This window comes from Brevibacterium sp. BDJS002, from assembly GCF_028201555.1.
GTDB classification, from domain to species: Bacteria; Actinomycetota; Actinomycetes; order Actinomycetales; family Brevibacteriaceae; genus Brevibacterium; species Brevibacterium aurantiacum.
Window position 1 is genome coordinate 2982913 of record NZ_CP116392.1, and the last position, 17764, is coordinate 3000676.

Annotated in this window: 19 protein-coding genes and 1 tRNA gene; 15 read left to right on the plus strand and 5 right to left on the minus strand. The window is 63.4% G+C overall.

The window, feature by feature from the left end; genetic code table 11:
* The first annotated feature begins 1 nt into the window (after position 1).
* The 4 genes from PGC08_RS13810 to PGC08_RS13825 all read left to right on the plus strand — a co-directional run bounded on the left by PGC08_RS13810 (position 2) and on the right by PGC08_RS13825 (position 3052).
* Positions 2–1750, plus strand: a complete 1749-nt coding sequence (locus PGC08_RS13810; RefSeq protein WP_271708628.1) for an acetyl/propionyl/methylcrotonyl-CoA carboxylase subunit alpha — start codon at positions 2–4, stop codon at positions 1748–1750.
* Positions 1751–1834: 84 nt separating this feature from the next.
* The gene (gene bcp / locus PGC08_RS13815; RefSeq protein ID WP_069600594.1) at positions 1835–2308 is read left to right on the plus strand and encodes a thioredoxin-dependent thiol peroxidase; all 474 of its coding nucleotides are present in this window, start codon (positions 1835–1837) and stop codon (positions 2306–2308) included.
* A 63-nt stretch (positions 2309–2371) separates the two neighbouring features.
* Positions 2372–2453 (plus strand) — tRNA-Leu (locus tag PGC08_RS13820).
* Positions 2454–2587: 134 nt separating this feature from the next.
* On the plus strand, positions 2588–3052 hold the full coding sequence (locus PGC08_RS13825) for a GNAT family N-acetyltransferase (RefSeq protein WP_271708629.1): 465 nt from the start codon (positions 2588–2590) through the stop codon (positions 3050–3052).
* A gap of 33 nt (positions 3053–3085) precedes the next feature.
* On the opposite strand, the gene PGC08_RS13830 is transcribed toward PGC08_RS13825, so the two are convergent.
* The 3 genes from PGC08_RS13830 to PGC08_RS13840 are packed head-to-tail and all read right to left on the minus strand — an operon-like array spanning position 3086 to position 4840.
* Complete coding sequence (locus tag PGC08_RS13830) at positions 3086–3718, minus strand: maleylpyruvate isomerase family mycothiol-dependent enzyme (RefSeq protein ID WP_271708630.1); 633 nt, start codon at positions 3716–3718, stop codon at positions 3086–3088.
* 34 nt (positions 3719–3752) lie between these two features.
* Positions 3753–4202: an ASCH domain-containing protein gene (locus PGC08_RS13835; protein WP_009885145.1), complete on the minus strand. Its 450-nt coding sequence runs from the start codon at positions 4200–4202 to the stop codon at positions 3753–3755.
* A gap of 5 nt (positions 4203–4207) precedes the next feature.
* Complete coding sequence (locus PGC08_RS13840) at positions 4208–4840, minus strand: TetR/AcrR family transcriptional regulator C-terminal domain-containing protein (RefSeq protein ID WP_009885144.1); 633 nt, start codon at positions 4838–4840, stop codon at positions 4208–4210.
* Between the two features lie 126 nt (positions 4841–4966).
* Here PGC08_RS13840 and PGC08_RS13845 point away from each other — a divergent pair, with 126 nt between their 5' ends.
* The 6 genes from PGC08_RS13845 (at position 4967) to PGC08_RS13870 (ending at position 9745) form a co-directional block, all read left to right on the plus strand.
* Positions 4967–6613: an amidohydrolase gene (locus tag PGC08_RS13845; protein WP_271708631.1), complete on the plus strand. Its 1647-nt coding sequence runs from the start codon at positions 4967–4969 to the stop codon at positions 6611–6613.
* 112 nt (positions 6614–6725) lie between these two features.
* Positions 6726–8006 carry an APC family permease gene (locus PGC08_RS13850; RefSeq protein ID WP_271708632.1) on the plus strand — a complete coding sequence of 427 codons (1281 nt, stop codon included), beginning with the start codon at positions 6726–6728 and terminating at the stop codon, positions 8004–8006.
* Between the two features lie 149 nt (positions 8007–8155).
* The gene (locus PGC08_RS13855) at positions 8156–8509 is read left to right on the plus strand and encodes an ArsR/SmtB family transcription factor (protein ID WP_271708633.1); all 354 of its coding nucleotides are present in this window, start codon (positions 8156–8158) and stop codon (positions 8507–8509) included.
* Positions 8502–8942 carry an SRPBCC family protein gene (locus tag PGC08_RS13860; protein ID WP_271708634.1) on the plus strand — a complete coding sequence of 147 codons (441 nt, stop codon included), beginning with the start codon at positions 8502–8504 and terminating at the stop codon, positions 8940–8942. The genes PGC08_RS13855 and PGC08_RS13860 overlap by 8 nt, the downstream gene beginning before the upstream one ends.
* Positions 8943–9032: 90 nt before the next feature.
* Entirely contained in the window at positions 9033–9404 is a 372-nt protein-coding gene (locus PGC08_RS13865) for a nuclear transport factor 2 family protein (RefSeq protein ID WP_009885139.1), read from the plus strand.
* The gene (locus PGC08_RS13870) at positions 9401–9745 is read left to right on the plus strand and encodes a TfoX/Sxy family protein (protein ID WP_096145909.1); all 345 of its coding nucleotides are present in this window, start codon (positions 9401–9403) and stop codon (positions 9743–9745) included. The genes PGC08_RS13865 and PGC08_RS13870 overlap by 4 nt, the downstream gene beginning before the upstream one ends.
* Before the next feature lie 40 nt (positions 9746–9785).
* On the opposite strand, the gene PGC08_RS13875 is transcribed toward PGC08_RS13870, so the two are convergent.
* On the minus strand, positions 9786–10229 hold the full coding sequence (locus PGC08_RS13875) for an acyl-CoA thioesterase (protein WP_371860657.1): 444 nt from the start codon (positions 10227–10229) through the stop codon (positions 9786–9788).
* A gap of 212 nt (positions 10230–10441) precedes the next feature.
* On the opposite strand from PGC08_RS13875, the gene PGC08_RS13880 reads away from it, so the two are divergent.
* The 3 genes from PGC08_RS13880 (at position 10442) to PGC08_RS13890 (ending at position 14319) form a co-directional block, all read left to right on the plus strand.
* On the plus strand, positions 10442–10789 hold the full coding sequence (locus tag PGC08_RS13880) for a PadR family transcriptional regulator (protein ID WP_096145910.1): 348 nt from the start codon (positions 10442–10444) through the stop codon (positions 10787–10789).
* On the plus strand, positions 10786–11751 hold the full coding sequence (locus PGC08_RS13885; protein ID WP_271708635.1) for an HAAS signaling domain-containing protein: 966 nt from the start codon (positions 10786–10788) through the stop codon (positions 11749–11751). The genes PGC08_RS13880 and PGC08_RS13885 overlap by 4 nt, the downstream gene beginning before the upstream one ends.
* A gap of 63 nt (positions 11752–11814) precedes the next feature.
* Entirely contained in the window at positions 11815–14319 is a 2505-nt protein-coding gene (locus tag PGC08_RS13890) for an ABC transporter (protein ID WP_096168037.1), read from the plus strand.
* 15 nt (positions 14320–14334) lie between these two features.
* On the opposite strand, the gene PGC08_RS13895 is transcribed toward PGC08_RS13890, so the two are convergent.
* The gene (locus PGC08_RS13895) at positions 14335–15600 is read right to left on the minus strand and encodes a class I SAM-dependent methyltransferase (RefSeq protein WP_271708636.1); all 1266 of its coding nucleotides are present in this window, start codon (positions 15598–15600) and stop codon (positions 14335–14337) included.
* A 194-nt stretch (positions 15601–15794) separates the two neighbouring features.
* Between PGC08_RS13895 and PGC08_RS13900 the strand changes: the two genes are divergently transcribed.
* Both PGC08_RS13900 and PGC08_RS13905 read left to right on the plus strand, forming a co-directional pair.
* On the plus strand, positions 15795–16199 hold the full coding sequence (locus PGC08_RS13900; protein ID WP_101583439.1) for a universal stress protein: 405 nt from the start codon (positions 15795–15797) through the stop codon (positions 16197–16199).
* Positions 16200–16524: 325 nt separating this feature from the next.
* The gene (locus PGC08_RS13905; protein WP_096157337.1) at positions 16525–17694 is read left to right on the plus strand and encodes an RtcB family protein; all 1170 of its coding nucleotides are present in this window, start codon (positions 16525–16527) and stop codon (positions 17692–17694) included.
* The last annotated feature ends 70 nt before the right edge of the window (positions 17695–17764 follow it).

Below are 17764 nucleotides of genomic sequence, written 5' to 3' on the forward strand. Positions count from 1 at the left end.
CATGCCGAAGATCCTCATCGCCAACCGCGGCGAAATCGCCGTCCGCGTCATCCGCGCCTGCTCCCACTACGGGCACACCTCGGTCGCCGTCTACGCCGACCAGGACCTCGAAGCCATGCACACCCAGCTGGCCGATGAGGCCTACTCCCTGCCGGGGACCAACGCGGGCGACACCTACCTCAACATCGATGCGATCATCGCCGTGGCCAAGCAGTCCGGGGCCGACGCCGTCCACCCTGGATACGGTTTTCTGTCCGAGAACGCCGATTTCGCCGCGGCTGTCGAGGACGCGGGGCTCATCTGGATCGGGCCCACCGCGGCCACGATCACAGCACTCGGTGACAAGGTCACCGCCCGCCAACTGGCGCAGAAGGTCGGCGCACCCCTGGCCCCGGGCATCGACAGGCCGCTCAAGGACGCTGGGGAGGTTGAGGCCTTCGCCGCCGAACACGGTCTGCCGATCATCATCAAGGCAGCCCACGGCGGAGGCGGGCGCGGCATGAAGATCGTCCACGACCTCGCCGAGGTCGCCGATGCATTCGAATCGGCCACTCGTGAGGCGGTGGAGGCCTTCGGACGCTCCGAATGCTTCGTCGAGAAGTTCCTCGAGCGCCCTCGCCACGTCGAGGTCCAGATCGTCGGTGACGGTCAGGGACGTGTCGTGGCCGTCGGCGATCGTGACTGCTCGGCCCAGCGCCGCAATCAGAAGCTCATCGAAGAGGCACCTGCTCCCGGACTCAGCGCCGATCAGCGTGAGCGTCTGCACCGTTCGGCCGAGGCCATCTGCGCCGAGGTGAACTATAGGGGTGCTGGCACCGTCGAGTTCCTGCTGGCCGCCGACTCCACGATGACCTTCCTTGAGGTCAACACCCGTCTCCAGGTCGAACACCCCGTCACCGAGGCGGTCTCCGGTGTCGATCTCGTCGCCGAACAGTTCCGCATCGCCTTCGGCCAGGAGCTGTCGCTGTCGTCGACACCCGAACCACGGGGGCATGCCATCGAGCTGCGCATCAACGCCGAAGACCCGGGGCGTGGCTTCCTGCCGACTCCCGGCCGCATCGATGTGCTCAGCGCCCCGGGCGGCCCAGGTGTGCGCTGGGATGCAGGAGTCCGGGCCGGTGACATGGTGCAGCCGGCCTTCGATTCGCTGTTCGCCAAGCTCATCGTCCACGGCCCCGACCGTGCGTCCGCGATCGCCCGGACCGTGACCGCGGCGAAGGAACTCCACGTCGAGGGGCCAGCGACCGTGCTGCCCTGTTCACTGGAGATTCTCACGGATCCGGCGTTCACGGGTGATGACCTTGGCATTCACACACAGTGGATCGAATCCGAGCTCCTCCCCCGGCTGAGCACACAGCCTCGGCCGGCACCGGCCTCCGAGTCCTCGCTGACACGAGTGAACATCGAAATCGACGGCAAGCTCTCCAGCCTCGGCCTGCCGAGTGCACTGCTGGCCGCATTGGGAACCGCCGGTAACGGGCCTGCCGGTACTGACGATGGTGGTGCTGGTGGAACTGGCTCTGACGGTGGCGCCGCGGAGACCGGTGGTGTCAGTGCTCCGGTGCCCGGTAACCTCGTCGACTATCTCATCGCCGACGGCGCCGAGGTGGCCGAAGGAGACGATGTCGCGGTCCTGTCGGCGATGAAGATGGAGACCCGAGTCCAGGCTCCCAGCGCCGGAACACTCAAACAGATCGCGAAAGTCGGTGACATGGTGGCCGTCGGCGAGGTCTTCGCTCGAATCGAGTGAGGCTGAACCGTGTCGGGGTCTCAGACTAGAGTGGTCCGTGAACTGAGAATTTCGGAGACGTTCCGAACGAGAAGAGGAGACACTATGCCACGTCTGTCAGTCGGCGACACCGCACCGGATTTCACCCTGTCCAATCAGGACGGGAAGTCCGTGACCCTCAGCGAGTTCAAGGGACAGCGGGTAGTCGTCTACTTCTACCCTGCCGCAATGACTCCCGGCTGCACGACCGAGGCCTGCGACTTCCGTGATTCGCTCTCGGCGCTCTCCGCTGCTGGTCTCGTCGTCCTGGGCATCTCGCCGGACAAGCCGGAGAAGCTGAAGAAGTTCGCTGAGAAGGAGAGCCTGAACTTCGACCTCCTCTCCGACCCCGACAAGACCATGATGGAAGAGTGGGGCGCCTTCGGGGAGAAGAAGAACTACGGCAAGGTCGTCCAGGGCGTCATCCGCTCCACGCTCGTCATCGATGCTGAGGGCGCCGTTGAACTGGCACAGTACAACGTCAAGGCCACCGGTCATGTGGCTCGTGTGCGCAAGGCCTTGGGCATCGACGCCGCCTGACCGGCTACGTTATCTGATCGTTTCAGCATCGCGCCCTCGTCCTGCTAATCTTGAGGACGTCGCGCGCGAGTGGCGGAATTGGTAGACGCGCTGGATTTAGGTTCCAGTGTCTGCGGACGTGGGGGTTCAAGTCCCCCCTCGCGTACAGAGCGGAGAACGGCCTCTGGTTCGGGAAATATCCTCCCGGCCAGGGGCTTTTTCACATACTCTTGCAGTACATGTCGCCTTGCGGCGCTCACATGTCACCCCGCAGAACTATAAGGAAAGGCCCGGACAGTCATGGCAGATTCGTCGACCACTTCCGTTCGCTCTGTTGAATCGGCAGACGAGACTCGCTGGCGTGAGCTCTTCCGCGGCTACCGCGAGTTCTATCACCTGCCGGAATCCGAGGACATCGTCTCCCGGGTGTGGGGCTGGCTCATGGATACAGCACACGAATGCCAAGGCCTGGTCGCCGAGGCGGATGGCCGCATCGTCGCAATCGCGGACTTCCGGAGATTCTCGCGTCCGTCGACCGGCACGGTCGGTCTCTGGCTCGATGACCTCTTCACCGATCCTCAGGCCCGCGGAACAGGTTCTGGACGTGCGCTCATCGCCCGTCTTCAGGAGATCGCCGCGGACGAGGGTCGTTCGGTCGTCCGCTGGATCACTGCCGACGACAATGCTCAAGCTCAGGTGCTCTATGACAAGGTGGCGACGAAGACGAACTGGCTCACCTACGACGCGAAGCCGCAGGAAGCATAAGGACGAAGTTTCTCAAGCGTCTGTGCGCGGACCTCAACTCATGCGAGTTCGCAGTTCTTCGGCGCCTTCGCCCTCGAGCAGCGAAGCGAAAACCGGACGTCCCGCCATCGCCATCACCAAATCCAGGAGCCTGCCTCTGACCGCCGGTCCGCTTCCGACCCTGAAGTCAGCATCGTCTGCGACGAGAGTCAGCCCTTTGACGAGGGTCCTGCTGTTGACGGCGAAGTCCTTCGCGGCATAGAAGCCAGCGACCTCATGGACTGCGCTGGGGTCGGGAGTCAGAGTCAGCCCGAGTGGCCGGGCGATGTCCTGAGAGTGGACGATGACCTCGCCGAGGAACGCAGGATAGTCCTTCGTCGGTACGATCGTGGCCGTGATGCAGGTGCGGAAGATCCCCAGAGTCTCTTCCGGCGACCTCCCTCGGAACCTGGCCAGGAGTCGGGAATTGTGCCGGTCAGCGTTGAATCCGGCGGCGACGATGCTGCGAATCCACGCCCACCTGCCCGTGTTCGCCGCCGCGCTGAGATGGGCAACGACCTGCTCGACACTCCAATCAGAACACAGCGTGTCAGCGCTCCACTGGTCAGACTCGAGCGTCTCCAGCAGTTTGACCAAGCGGGCACGTTCGGCATGGATGAGACTCCACCAATCGACAGTTTCAGACACTTCGTCCTTCCGTCCGATTACCTGCGTCTACAGGTCACCGTGGAAACACGAGCCGGAACCGCTCGCACACTACGAGCATATCCGAGGCGAAACCCTCTGAGCTCTGGCTGTAGTCTCGCCAGAACCTCTCGTGGATCTCCCGCCAGGCCGCCAAGGTCCGTTCGCCTTCGCCTTCGGCGTGAGCATGCTCAGCAGTCACCTCGTCGAAGGCAACAGTCACGACGGCAGTGGTCTCGATGACCGCTCGGGGACTGTCGCGGCCGTCGAGGATGATGCTCACTTCACCGACTCTGGGCACTTCTTCCCCTTCGGCTTCGATGTCACAGAGCGCAGAGGCTGTGCCGGTCTTCGTCCCGTCAAGGACCAATGCGAGGAGGTCATCGGCATGCTCGGGCGTCGCACCGAAGGCCCACGGCTGGGGTGCGTGCACCGGCAGCTCCGGTACTGCGGACCGTGCGGCCGACCAGAAGTCTTCGAGCAACATACTATTCACGAAATTCCTGCCTCCAGCTGCAGCCGCAGCCCATCGATGAGTGCGTTCAGCCCGAGCTCGAATGCGGCAGTCGCCGAAGAGGTCTCGACGAATCGTGGGTCGAGGGCGGTACGGATTTCGGAGAACCGGACATCAGCCGAATCCTGTGCGATGAGGTCACTGGGAGCGATGATGTCGAGGGCGGATCCGAGGACATGGGCTTCGACCGTGCGCATGACCGCCACGGTCCTCGATTCCGGCCAGCCGCCTCGGCGCAGGCCGGCGATGACCGCATCGTACATCTCGTACGTCGACAGATCCCGAATCTCCGTCGTCGCCAGCAGGCGGATGAGATTGGGGTGGGCGGCGAATGCTCGCAGGTAAGACCGTGCCCAAAACTCGAGTGCCCTCTCCCATGGAATCGCCCTCGCAGATGTGCCCACCGAGGCGAACGCCGCCACATCGATGTCGGCGACGATGCGGGCGCGCATGAGTTCGATGAGTTCGGTTCGACCCGACACATGGTTGTACAGAGACGACACCTGCCGATCGACACGAGCAGCCAGAGTGCGCATCGACAGCGCCTCGGATCCGTCGTCGTCGACGAGGGCGAGCGCGGCGTCGACGAGTCGTTCCCGATTGAGTCTCATGCCGACCTCTTTCCCTGACCTCCCTCGGAGTGTATCGTGTTCTCAGTCACAAATACGAACACTGTTCGTGCGCTGTGGCGGGTCAGAGATCACACGCAGCGAAGCGGGGGACGAAGCGAATTGGCCTTGACGCATTTCCACAACGGCACCATCTGGCGCGGAGCCTCGAGTGGCCCCGCCGACTCGCTGCTCGTGAGAGACGGCACCATCGTCGCGATCGGTTCCGCCGAGGTCGACCGGCACCTGAACTCGTCCTCATTTGAGCACTCACCCGCAGACTCGTCCGAGTCAGTCGACCTCGATGGCGGCTTCCTCATGCCATCCTTCGGTGATGGTCATGCCCATCCGATCTTCGGCGGGCTCGAAGCGGAGGGACCGCAGGTGCGCGCTTGTGCCAGTGTCGCTGAGATCGTGACCGAGGTGCGACGTTTTGCTGAAGCCAACCCTGAGGTCGAGTGGATCACCGGCGCCTCCTATGACGGCAGCCTCCTCGAGGGCGGGCTCTTCGACTCCCGTTGGCTCGACGACGCTGCAGCGGACCGACCCGTGGTGCTGCGCGCCTGGGACTATCACACAGTGTGGTGCAATTCCCGGGCCCTCGAACTCGCCGGCATCACCGCCGGCACACCCGAACCAGAGCTGGGTGAGATCCCTCGCCGAGGCGATGGTTCGCCACTGGGGACACTGCGGGAATGGGGCGCGGTCGATCTCGTCGACGCCGTGCGTCCGCCGCTGGACGAGGCCATGCGGCTGCGCGCGCTCGAACGGGCAGCCGACTACTACCTCGAGCGCGGGGTCACCTGGGTCCAGGACGCCTGGGTCGAACCGGCCGATGTCGAGACCTATCTGGCTGCCTCGGATCAGGGCAGACTCAAGGTCCGGTTCAATCTCGCCCTCTATGCGGATCCGCGTCACTTCGCTGAGCAGCTGCCTGCCATGGTCGAGGCCAGGAGGCGCGTCGAGGTGCGCGGCGATCCGCTGCTGAGTGCCCGGACCGTGAAGTTCTTCGCCGACGGCGTCGTCGAGAACGAAACCGGGTCGCTGCTCGAACCGTACTGCTCGTCGCTGCACAATCACGGCCTGCGGGTGTGGGAAGGCGAGACCTTGGCCGAAGCGGTTCGTGCCGTTGACGCGGCCGGATTCCAGGTCCACATCCACGCCATCGGCGATGCCGCCGTCCGCCAGGCCCTTGATGCCATCGAGTCGGCGATGACGTGCAACGGTCCACGGGATCGCCGGCCGGTCATCGCCCATGCGCAGCTCGTCGATGCCGACGACCTCTCACGATTCGCCGAGCTCGGGGTGATCGCGAACATGCAGCCGTTGTGGGCGCAGCTCGATGACCTCATGACCGTGCTCACCCTCCCCCGCCTCGGCGAGGAGAGGGCCGGTCATCAGTACCGGATGCGGACCATCCTCGAACGCGGTGGACGCCTGTCGTTCGGTTCGGACTGGCCGTGCACCTCGGGCACACCCGTCGAGGGCCTGGCGATCGGCACGAGCCGACAGACCGATGCGGGCGAACCCGCAGGCGGGTGGACTCCGGAGGAGATCGTCGACATCGACCGTGCCCTCGACTGCTATTCGACCGCAGTGGCCCACCAGGCCTTCGCCGATCACTCCCCCGCAGTCTGGGGCGAGATCCGCCCCGGGGCGAGTGCAGACCTCATCCGATTCGATCACGACCCTCGGGACGTGACACCGCAGGAACTCGCGAAGATGGCCGTTCGCACCACCTACCTCGGCGGCGTTGCCGTGCATTCATCGACCTGAGCGAAAGGACCACCATGTCCGACTCACACGACACCAGCGCGCCCCAAGGTGGCAGAGGACATCACGATGGCGGCGAAGGGCAGCTCAAGCGTGCTCTCGGGGCCCGTCTCTCGTGTTCTTCGGCCTCGTCTATATGGTGCCGCTGACTATTTTCACGACTTACGGCATCGTCACTCAGGTCACCGGAGGTCGGGTGCCGCTGGCGTACGTGATCACTCTCCTCGCGATGGTCTTCACTGCCAGGTCCTATGCGAAGATGGCGCACGAGCTGCCCTTCGCCGGGTCCGCCTACACATACACGCAGAAGAGCTTCGGGGCAGGCATCGGCTTCGTGGCCGGGTGGGCGCTGCTGCTCGACTACCTGTTCCTGCCGATGATCAACTACCTCGTCGTCGGCATCTATCTGTCCGCAGCGTTCCCGATGATCCCTGCCTGGGTGTTCGTGCTCACGGCGATCGTTCTCGTCACGGCGCTCAATGTCATCGGCATTGTGTCCGTGGCACGAGCGAACATCGTCATCATCGCGGCCCAGGCGATCTTCATCCTGACCTTCGCAGCGCTCGGCATTGCGTCGATGTCAGGCTCGGGCACGGTCGATCTCATGGCACCGTTCACCGGTGACGGCAGCGCACCCGGTTTCGGCAATGTCATGGCCGGTGCCGCGATCCTGTGTCTGTCGTTCCTCGGCTTCGATGCGGTCTCGACTCTGTCCGAGGAGGCCAAAGATGCGCAGCGCACCGTCCCGCGTGCCATCGTCATCGCCACCGTCACGGGCGGGCTCATCTACATCGTGCTCTCGTTCCTTTCTCAGCTCGTCTACCCGTCGAATGACTTCGCCGACGTCGATTCGGGAGCCCTCGACGTCATGGGAGCTGCGGGTGGAGAGTTCCTCGCGATCTTCTTCACCGCTGCCTATGTCGCCGGGGCCTGCGGCTCCGCACTGACATCTCAGGCCTCGGTCTCACGCATCCTCTTCGCGATGGGTCGTGACGGTGTCCTGCCGAAGCGCTTCTTCGGGCGTCTGTCGCCACGCTTCCACACTCCGATCCTCGCGACACTCTGCGTCGGAGTGGTATCGCTCTTCGCCTTGGCCGTCGACCTCAGCTTCATCTCCGAGATGGTCAGCTTCGGTGCACTCATCGCGTTCTCCGCGGTCAACCTCTCGGTCATCAAGCACTTCATCATCGATGGGAATCGTCGCGGATCGCGCGCGATCATCAACTTCATCGTCCTGCCCGGAATCGGCTTCTGCCTCACCCTGTGGCTGTGGACGAGCCTGTCACCGCGCACGCTGCTCATCGGTGCGATCTGGCTGGCCCTCGGCATCGGGTACCTTGCGTTCGTCACCCGCGGATTTCGCCGACCGACTCCGACGCTGGATCTCGCGGAGTAAGGGGCGGGCCCGTAGTGCAACGAGTTGACGAGCCGTCATGTGAGACAACGCTTCTCGTAGCCTAGACAGTCCCTTGTTCCACCAACACCTATGAGTACAAACATTCATTTGTGGTAGTCTGTCTGCATCCGAGCGAAAGGATGCCGACGATGACTGCTGAACCCGACATCGACCTCGACCTGTCACTTCGAGCGCTCGCCGACAGCAATCGGCGGTCGATTCTCCATGCGATCCGCGGCCATCCGCTCCCGGTCGGGTCCATCGCCGAGGTAGTCGGACTGTCCCAGCAGACGACATCGCACCATCTGGGCGTGCTTCGAAGAGCCGGCCTTACCGTCGGCGTCCGCGAAGGCACACGCCACCTGTTCGCAGTCGAGACCGATGGCCTTGCGGCAGTTCGCTCCTACCTCGACGACTTCTGGCCGACCAAACTCTCGAAGCTCAAGGCTGCTATCGAGGCACGAGACGAACCCGAGAGTGCAGGCAGCGAGACCCATGGCTGAATTCCGAGATTCCATCGAGATCGCCGCCTCGCCGGAGACGGTTTTCGAGCACCTGACGACGAACTCAGGCATGACGGCCTGGATGGGCCAGTACGCCGATCTGGAGGCGACGGCTGGGGGCCGATTCGCCGTCGACATCGCGGGGCACCCCGTCCGAGGGAAATTCCTCGAGGTCAGTCGCCCCTATCGTGTGGTCGTGTCATGGGGATTCGCCGGCAGCGTGGACCTTCCCCCTGGTGCGTCCCGGGTCGAATTCACCCTCACCGCCATTGGATCGGGAACGCGGGTCGATCTGCTCCATTCGCACCTGCCCGACGCTGAGGTCCGCGGTCACGCCGACGGTTGGGCGCACTTCTTCCCCCGCCTGATCATCGCCGGTTCGGGCGGAGATGCAGGAATCGATGACTGGCAGCCAGACGCGACAATGACCTGACGGGACAATACAACAAGCTGCGTTGTGTCAGAGTTCACACACATCCGTTTGCACACTCACACGGAACCATCGATCGCAGAGGAGCTTCTCATGACCTACGAATCGGCCCAAAACGTCGTCAGCCGATATCACCACGCGTGGACCAGCGGTGATATCGATGGGGCGATGGATCTCATCGACGAGGACATCGCATGCCGAGCCCCAGGAGTCGACCTCGACGGCAAGGAGGCCTATCAGTCGTTCATCGCCGGATTCGCGCCGACGCTCACCGGCATCACCGACATTGCCGAGTTCGCCGACTCCGACAGGGTCGCACTGTTCTATTACCCCGAAACGGCAGCGACGACGACTGCACCGGCAGCTGAGTTCTTCACAGTTCGTGATGGCCTGATCAGCGAGAGTGTGCTCATCTTCGACCGACTCTCCTATGGCCCGCCGGATCCGGACCGAGGTGCGCAATGACGGTGACATCCGCGCAAAGGTCACTCGCAGAACGCATCCGCACCTCAATCGCCGATGAACCCGCTCAACGCGAGGTCTCGATGTTCGGCGGTCGCTCGTTCATGGTCAACGAGAAGATGATCGTCAGCGCCAGCAAGGACGGCTCCCTGCTGGTCAGGATCGCCGCTGAAGACCACGACCGGCTGCTGCTGGAGCAACCCGGGGCCCAACAGGCCGAGATGGGAACGGGACGAACCATGGGACCAGGCTGGATCACCGTCGCCGCCGACCACCTCGTCGACGAGGCCTCCCTGGCACTGTGGCTCTCATTTGCGCTCGACTACAACCGAGCACCTAGGTGAGGCCCTGTGAGGCCCGACCAGCTGGCCAGTACCCGCCGCTTCACACCACGGGCATGCGATCGCGCTCATAGGTGATCGATGAATAGCCGTGAGGGTCTGGCTGCCCCGCCTCCCCTACGCTGACGAAGACGATTCTGTCGATGCTCAGAATGGACTTGCGCGTGATCATATTGCGCACCTGAGCTCGCATCGTCAGTGACGTGTTGCCGAAACGAGTTGCGACGAGCCCCATCTCAATGAGATCCCCCTGGCGAGCCGAAGCTACGAAGTTGATCTCGGAGATGAGTTTCGTGACCACGCTGTGGCTGCCGAGCTGAATGATCGCGTAGATCGCAGCTTCCTCGTCGATCCACTTCAGCAGGCTTCCACCGAAGAGCGAGCCGTTCGCGTTGAGGTCCTCTGGGCGAACCCACTTGCGTGTGTAGAAGTTCATTCCATCGACTCGATGAGTCGTATTCGCCGAGGTCATTGCCGAGTCGTTCATCGCCATCCCTATCGCTGTTCTCTCGCTCTTGAGCACAGGCTAGCCGAGGGATATTTCGCCGGCATTTCGGGTACGAAGCGAACATTTCCAGTTGGTTTCATCACGGCACTCCTGCAGATTCTCGCGCTTCACCCCACCTCTTCACCTAATTCCGGCCTCACACTATACCCCGCCCCTTGCAATAGTGTGTGTCACACACTATTGTGTGAAGCATGAACGAGGATGAAGAGCAGGCACTGGCAACACACGAACAAGAGCTGAGACGAGGCACCGTCGTCTTCGCCAGCCTCGTTGCCTGCCGTCAGCCTCAGTATGGGTACTCCCTGCTGACGACTCTCACCGAAGCCGGCATCGCCACAGAGGCCAACACCCTCTACCCCCTGCTGCGAAGACTTGAGAAACAAGGGCTGCTCAGTGCCGAGTGGAACACCGAACAGGCGCGTCCACGCAAGTACTACAGCGTCACCACCAGTGGTGCCGAAGTCGCCGCAGCACTCCACTCCCAATGGCTGGAACTCAACACCAGCATCACGAAACTCTGGAAAGAAGGAACACCATGAGTGCGCTCACCACCATCTACGTCGACAATGTGGTCAGCCACCTCCCGGAGGACTCCCGAGGTGACATCGCGGCAGAGATCAAGGCCACAATCGACGATATGGTCGAAGACCGACTCGGCGACCTGGAACATCCTGCAGACGAGCAGACCGCGGCTGCCGAACGCGAGGTGCTCGAAGAGCTCGGCGATCCGGCCCAGCTCTCCCGGGAGTACACGAACTCGCCACAGCATCTCATCGGGCCGAAGTCCTACCCGGTCTTCATCTGGGCGATACGCTGGGTGCTTCCGCTCGTCGCCGTGGCCGCGGCCGTGACGAACTCAATCGCGTTCATCGCCACCAACGATGAGGTCCAGATCGGGGCGCTCATCGGTCAGCTCGTCGGCAATACGATCGTCGCGCTGCTCACGGCCTTCGCCGCAATCACGATCATCTTCGCCCTCGGCGACAAAGAGATGAGCGGAGGTGCGGCAGATAAGATCGCCGGCACGAAGAAGGACTGGTCAGTCGATCAGCTGCGCGCGACGGATGCGAAGGCGAACCAGATCCGCGCCGAGGCGGTCCTGAACCTGATCTTCCTCGTCCTTCTGGCGCTGATCCCGCTCATCCCGACCTCGCTGGTCTACGTCGGGCATCTCAACAACGGCGAGACATTCATCAATCCCGACCTGGGATCAGGATGGCTGCTCGGCTATTGGGCCTTCCTGGCCCTCATGGCCGTTATCGAAGTCATCAAGCTGGTCCGTTCTTCGACCAGTGCCGCGCTGATCATCACCGGTGTGGTCCTCGACGTGGCGATGGCCGTCTTCCTCACCATCGCTCTGCTGACGCAGCAGGTGCTGCACCCGGATCTCACATCCGCTTCGGGCGCCGAGGTGCAGCAGATCATCACCGTCATCGCAATCTGGGCCATCGTCATCTGGGATCAGATCAGCACGTGGCGCGCCCACCGAGCGAACCGCTGACCGCGTAGCCTTGTCCGGGTGCAACCTCACCGTTGCACCGGGACGAGAGGAAGTGGCCATTTCATGACCGAAGAGATCGGCGTCGTCGGCGCTCGCGAGCACAACCTGTCCGGTTTCTCCGTCTCTCTGCCGCATAGGCAGCTCATCGGCATCTGTGGTGTATCGGGCTCGGGCAAGTCGTCGTTGGCGTTCGACACCATCTACGCCGAAGCCCAGCGCCGCTACCTCGAATCGGTCTCCCCGTTCACCCGTCACCTCCTCGGCGCGGTCTCCGCGCCCCAGGTCGACCGGATCACGGGCCTTCCTGCCGCAATTGCAGTCAAACAGCTCGTGTCGACTCCCCCGGAGAATTCGAGCGTGGGCACCCTGTCACAGGTCTCTGATCTGCTGCGGGTGCTGTTCTCCCGCTTCGGCGACTACCCCGCGAACCAGGGCCGTCTGCTTGCCTCGGCATTCTCCCCGAACACGGTCGAAGGCGCCTGCCCGACGTGCGCGGCGAAGGGCAGCATCCATGACATCGACCTCGACGCCGCAGTGCCCGACGAGACCCTGACCATCCGCGAGGGCGCCATCGCCGCCTGGCCGGGAGGATGGTTGGGCCGGAACTTCAAACACCTTGTCGAGGCACTGGGAATCGACGTCGACATTCCCTGGAAGCGCCTGCCCGCTGACACCCGCACCTGGCTGCTGACCACGGAAGACACACCATCCGTGACCGTCGAGCCGGAGAAGATACTCGACCACGTCGCCCGCGAATACACAGGCAAATTCCGCAGCGCCCGCCGGTACCTGCTCGACACAATGGTCACGACCAGCAGTGCCACGATCCGCGAGCGCACCGAGGAATTCCTCAGCAACGACCTCTGCCCCGATTGCCATGGGAGTCGCATCAACCCTGCCGCATTGGCGGTGACGATCGGCGGGGCGAATATCGCCGAGGTGGGCGACCACAGCCTCACAGACCTAGCCGTGACGATCAACGCCGCCATCGCCGCCGACCTCGAACGCGGCCCCAGCGAATCGAAGCGATTCTCCGCAGCCACAGATGAGGCCGCCCACGTCCTCCTCGACGAACTCGACAAGCGCACCGACGTGATCGAGCGCCTCGGCGTCGGCTACCTTCCGCCCAAACGGTCAGCGGCCACCCTCTCCCCCGGTGAGCTGCAGCGACTGCGCTTGGCAGCCCATCTGCACAGCGGCCTTCACGGCATGGTCTATGTCTTCGACGAACTCTCCACCGGTCTGCACCCGAAGGACACTGATCACCTCTTCACCCACATCGAGGCTCTGCGCGATGCGGGCAATACGGTCATCCTCGTCGAACACGATATGGAGATCGTGCGCCGCTGTGATTGGGTGATCGAGCTCGGTCCCGGCGGAGGTGCACGTGGAGGCCAGCTCATGTTCTCCGGACCTGTCGCCGAGGCACTCGACGGGGAGAGCTCGACCGCTGTCCGCCTGCGCAATGAGGCTCCCAGCGAACCTTGGCGAGCACCCCAGGAATTCGAAGATTGGGCTCGGTGCACCAGTCTGTCGGCGAACAACCTCCGCGGACTGGCACTGGCCTTTCCCATCGGCGGTCTCACCACTCTGACTGGAGTCTCCGGAGCGGGCAAGAGCTCGGTGCTGCGGTCGGTGGCGACACTGGCCAGGAGCGCTGGAGCCTCCCCGTTCGATGGTGAGGAGGAACCGTCGACGATATCCCGGCGCAGTGGCAGCGGTGGTGAGGGAGGAGATCTTGCCGAGGCCGATGCTGCCGGGCTCGAGGTCTTCGACCGGGTGGTCAGCTTCGATCAGTCCACCATCGGCCGGTCCCCGCGATCAGTCATCGGCACCTACCTGGGCATCTTCGATAAGATCCGCAGCCTGTTCGCGAAGACCGATCTGGCGCGCAGTCGTGGCTTCACCGCCTCACAGTTCTCCTTCAACACCGCCCGGGGACGCTGCCCCCGCTGTGAGGGCCTGGGCATCATCACCATCGATCTCGTCCACCTGCCGGCCTCCAGCGGCACCTGCCCCGAATGCGAGGGCCGCCGATTCATAGAGGAGACACTCGAGGTCACAGTCGAGGAGCTGACCATCGCGGATGTCCTCGATCTGTCGATCGATGCGGCGGCGACGGTGTTCGCCGAACGCCTCGGTCTCGTCGCCCATTTCGAGGTCCTGCAGAGGGTCGGCCTCGGTGGTCTGCTGCTCGGACAGTCCTCGGCGACGCTGTCCGGCGGTGAGGCGCAGCGGCTGCGGCTGGCCGCGGTGATGCGAGCCAGGAAGCGACGTGAGCGCTCACTATTCATCCTTGATGAGCCGGCCAACGGCCTGCACCCCAGTGATGCTCGGGTCCTGGGGAGGCTCTTCCGCCAGATCGTGGACGAGGGCGATACGATCCTCATCGCCGATCACAATATGGAGCTGGCCGCCGGCTCGGATTGGCTCATCGACATGGGCCCTGGACCTGGTCCCCAGGGCGGTCACATCGTCGCCTCCGGCCGGCCGGACGAGGTCGCCACGGCAGGCGTCGGTGCCACGGCCGAAGTGCTGTCGGCGCGCTTCGGCACCTCTGTCAGCTAGCGGCGGCTGAGACTCTCAGCCGCGTCTGAGGCTGCGGACGACGGTGAACTTGCTGGAGCGCGCGACCTGTTCGCTGGGTCCGATGACGCGTTCCAAGGTCTCGCGGTAGTGCAGGTGTGAGTTGTAGACCGTGAAGATTCGTCCCTCGGGTGCCAGCAGCTCGGCCGCTGTGCGCATGAGTCCGGCAGCGGTGTCAGTTTCGATGGTCGTGCCCTGATGAAACGGCGGGTTGAGCAGAATGAGGTCCTGCCCGCCAGTGCGCACCGAAGAGTCTGCGCCTGTCAGAGCCTGCACATCCGTGGCATCGGCGAGGATGGTCTCGACATCGAGTCCGTTCGCCTCCGCAGTCTCCCTCGTCGAGGCGACCGCCGCCTTCGACACGTCCACACCGGCACCCTTGTCCGCCGCCGTCACCTGCATCGCTGCAGCCAGCAGCCATCCGTTCCCGCACCCGAGGTCGAGGACCGAGTTCGGGGAACCAGGACCCGCCTCGGCGGTCTGGACACCAGCAGTTCTGGTTTCAGCGGCCTGAGTATCAGCGGCCAGAGCCGTGAGCAGCGCGGCCGAGCCTTCATCGCTTTTGACCCCGGAGAAGCAGGCTCCGTGGGCACTGACCTGCAGCGAACCTGTGGCCGGATGATCGATTCTGCTGTGCCTGGGAAAGCTCGGCAGGCTCGGTGATGACAGCGGGCGGCTGCCGATGATCATGCGGTGCTTGCCGACGCCTGGCGAGACGTCGACGCGGGCGAAACCACGCGCCAATTCCTTGTTCACCGCTCGGCTCATCGAATCGCTGCGACCGATGACGACGATCGTGGTCACGTGCGCCTGGACGGCAGCGATCGTCTCGGCCAACGCGTGGGTGGCCTTCGGTGCGTTGACGATCGCCCAGACTTCTTGCGCTTCTGAGGCGAAGACAGCGAGATCGTCGACGGGGCTGGCCTGATCTGCCACCTCGGCGACGGTGCGTGCTTCGTCCACTCGGTCGTTGTACGTGCGCACGGGTACGATCTCGCTCAACAGCCGCGACTGCAGTCCCTGGCCGTCATCGACGATGAGGACCTCGTGCGGAAGCCCGGCAACCGCCTCGGCGTCCACGAATGATCCTTCCGTCGCACGCCCGGAGACGTCGAGCTCTCCGCTGCGTCTCCCCAGGACATACTCGGTGAGGATCCTGGCCTGTGGGAATCCCGGAACTGCAGCGAGCTCGGGAAACTGTTCCAGCAGCTCCTGACTACGGTGGCGGGCAGAAAAATCCGGCGACAGGAGGGTAGAAGGCATTAGAACAGTCTAGTCGGACTGAGCCCCTGCTTCAGTCGCGGATGCGCCACCACCAGGAACGACCGACTCACACAGATCTCCGCTGCAGGCTGGGGCAGACTGAAGTGCAGGTTGGGGCGGACTGAGGAGCGTCGCAGCACGCAGATGTGCTACTAATTGAGGGAGCTTCGTCCAGTGTCGTATCAGGAGAGATCATGACAATTCTCGTCGGTTATTCCCCCTCACCCGAAGGCAAGGCTGCCGTCACGTTCGGCATCGACCAGGCGAGGGCCTTCGATGACACCGTGATCGTGCTCAATGCCGGCATCGGAGAGACCCCCGACGAACGCGGTGTCGCGACGAATCAGGATATGGAGGAACTCAAAGAGGCGCTGCGCTCGTCCAAGGTCTCCCATGAGATCCTGCAGTTCCTACGCGGCAATGATCCCGTTGAGGAACTCCTCGCCCTCGCCGAGGCGACCGAAGACACCCGCATGATCGTGATCGGATCGCGTCGCCGCTCCCCCGTCGGCAAACTCATCATGGGCTCAACCGCTCAGCGCATCATCCTCGACTCCGATGTCCCCGTCGTCTCTGTGAAGGCCGACCGGAAGAAATGACAAAGCTGCCGGCCGGCACGGAAGCTCGTGTATAGTCGTACTTCCGTGTCGGCAGACACGCTGGCTGCGCCACCTCGGCGCAGTGAACACACACGAAGGAATCAACTGATGAACGTTTTCGCCTCATCGCGCGAACTTCGCGGATCGAAGCAATTCGAATCCGCTCATCAGTCGACCCTTCGGTGGCGCGACATCTGACCCAGCGCACGTCAGCATGCCCCGCACCGATCACCGGTCCGGGGCTCTTTTCATATCGCAGCCATGGCTTTCCAGATCTTCGCGATGTGGGTCCCGGACCTCACCACAAGGAAATCAGGAAAGGACCATGGAAAAACTCAGCAGACGGCTGATCTCCTGGGCATCTCTTCTCGACGAGAAGACCCTCGAGCAGGCGCACACGACTGCGCGAATGCCGTTCATCTACCCCCATGTCGCGCTCATGCCCGATGCCCATCTGGGCAAGGGAGCGACCGTCGGATCGGTCATTCCCACCCTGGGCGCGATCATCCCCGCCGCGGTCGGAGTCGACATCGGCTGCGGCATGATCGCCGTGCGCACACAGTTCACCAGACAGGATCTCGAGGCGCGCGATCTCACCGGACTGCGCGAAGCCATCGAACGGGCAGTGCCGACCTCGGCAGGGGCCTACAACCGCAAGATCGTCGCCACGGCGGCGCCACGCATCGCCGAGCTCGAGGAGTTGGCGGAGAGGTCCGAATTCGACCCTTCCGACTATGCCGGACACTGGCGGCATCAGCTGGGATCGCTGGGCTCGGGCAACCACTTCATCGAGGTCTCCGTCGACGAGGACGATCGGGTGTGGATGTTCCTGCATTCAGGATCGAGAGGCATCGGCAACAAGATCGCCACTCACCACATCAAGGTCGCCGCACAGCTGAACAAGAAATGGTGGATCGATCTTCCGGACCCGGACCTCGCCTACCTCGTCGAGGGCACTCCTGAGTTCTCCGCCTACATCAGTCAGCTGAAGTGGGCTCAGCACTTCGCCCTGCTCAACCGTGAAGAGATGATGGACCGGGTGGCCCGGCAGCTGTCGGAGACGATGGGTGAGACCGTGGTCGAGGCCGAGCGCATCAACTGCCACCACAACTTCACCCAGTCCGAGAAGCACTTCAACAAGACGGTGTGGGTATCGAGAAAGGGCGCGATCGAGGCCGATGCCGGACGGCCAGGCCTCATCCCCGGATCGATGGGCACCGCATCCTACGTCGTTGAGGGCAAGGGAGATCCAGTATCGCTGAACTCCTCACCACACGGAGCCGGTCGGCAGTATTCCCGTACCGCAGCCAGGAAGACGTTCAGCCATGACCAGCTTCGGGAGGCCATGGTCGGCATCGAGTACCGGGACACGGACGCCTTCATCGATGAGATCCCGCAGGCGTACAAGCCGATCGACCAGGTGATGGCCGATGCCTCGGCGCTGGTCGAGATCAGGCATACGCTGCGTCAGCTCGTCAACGTCAAGGGAGACTGAGCAGGAACGGGCCGCCGGTCACCGACCTGAGACTTGGGTCGTCGACCTGCCTCTACGCCTCTACCCAGGA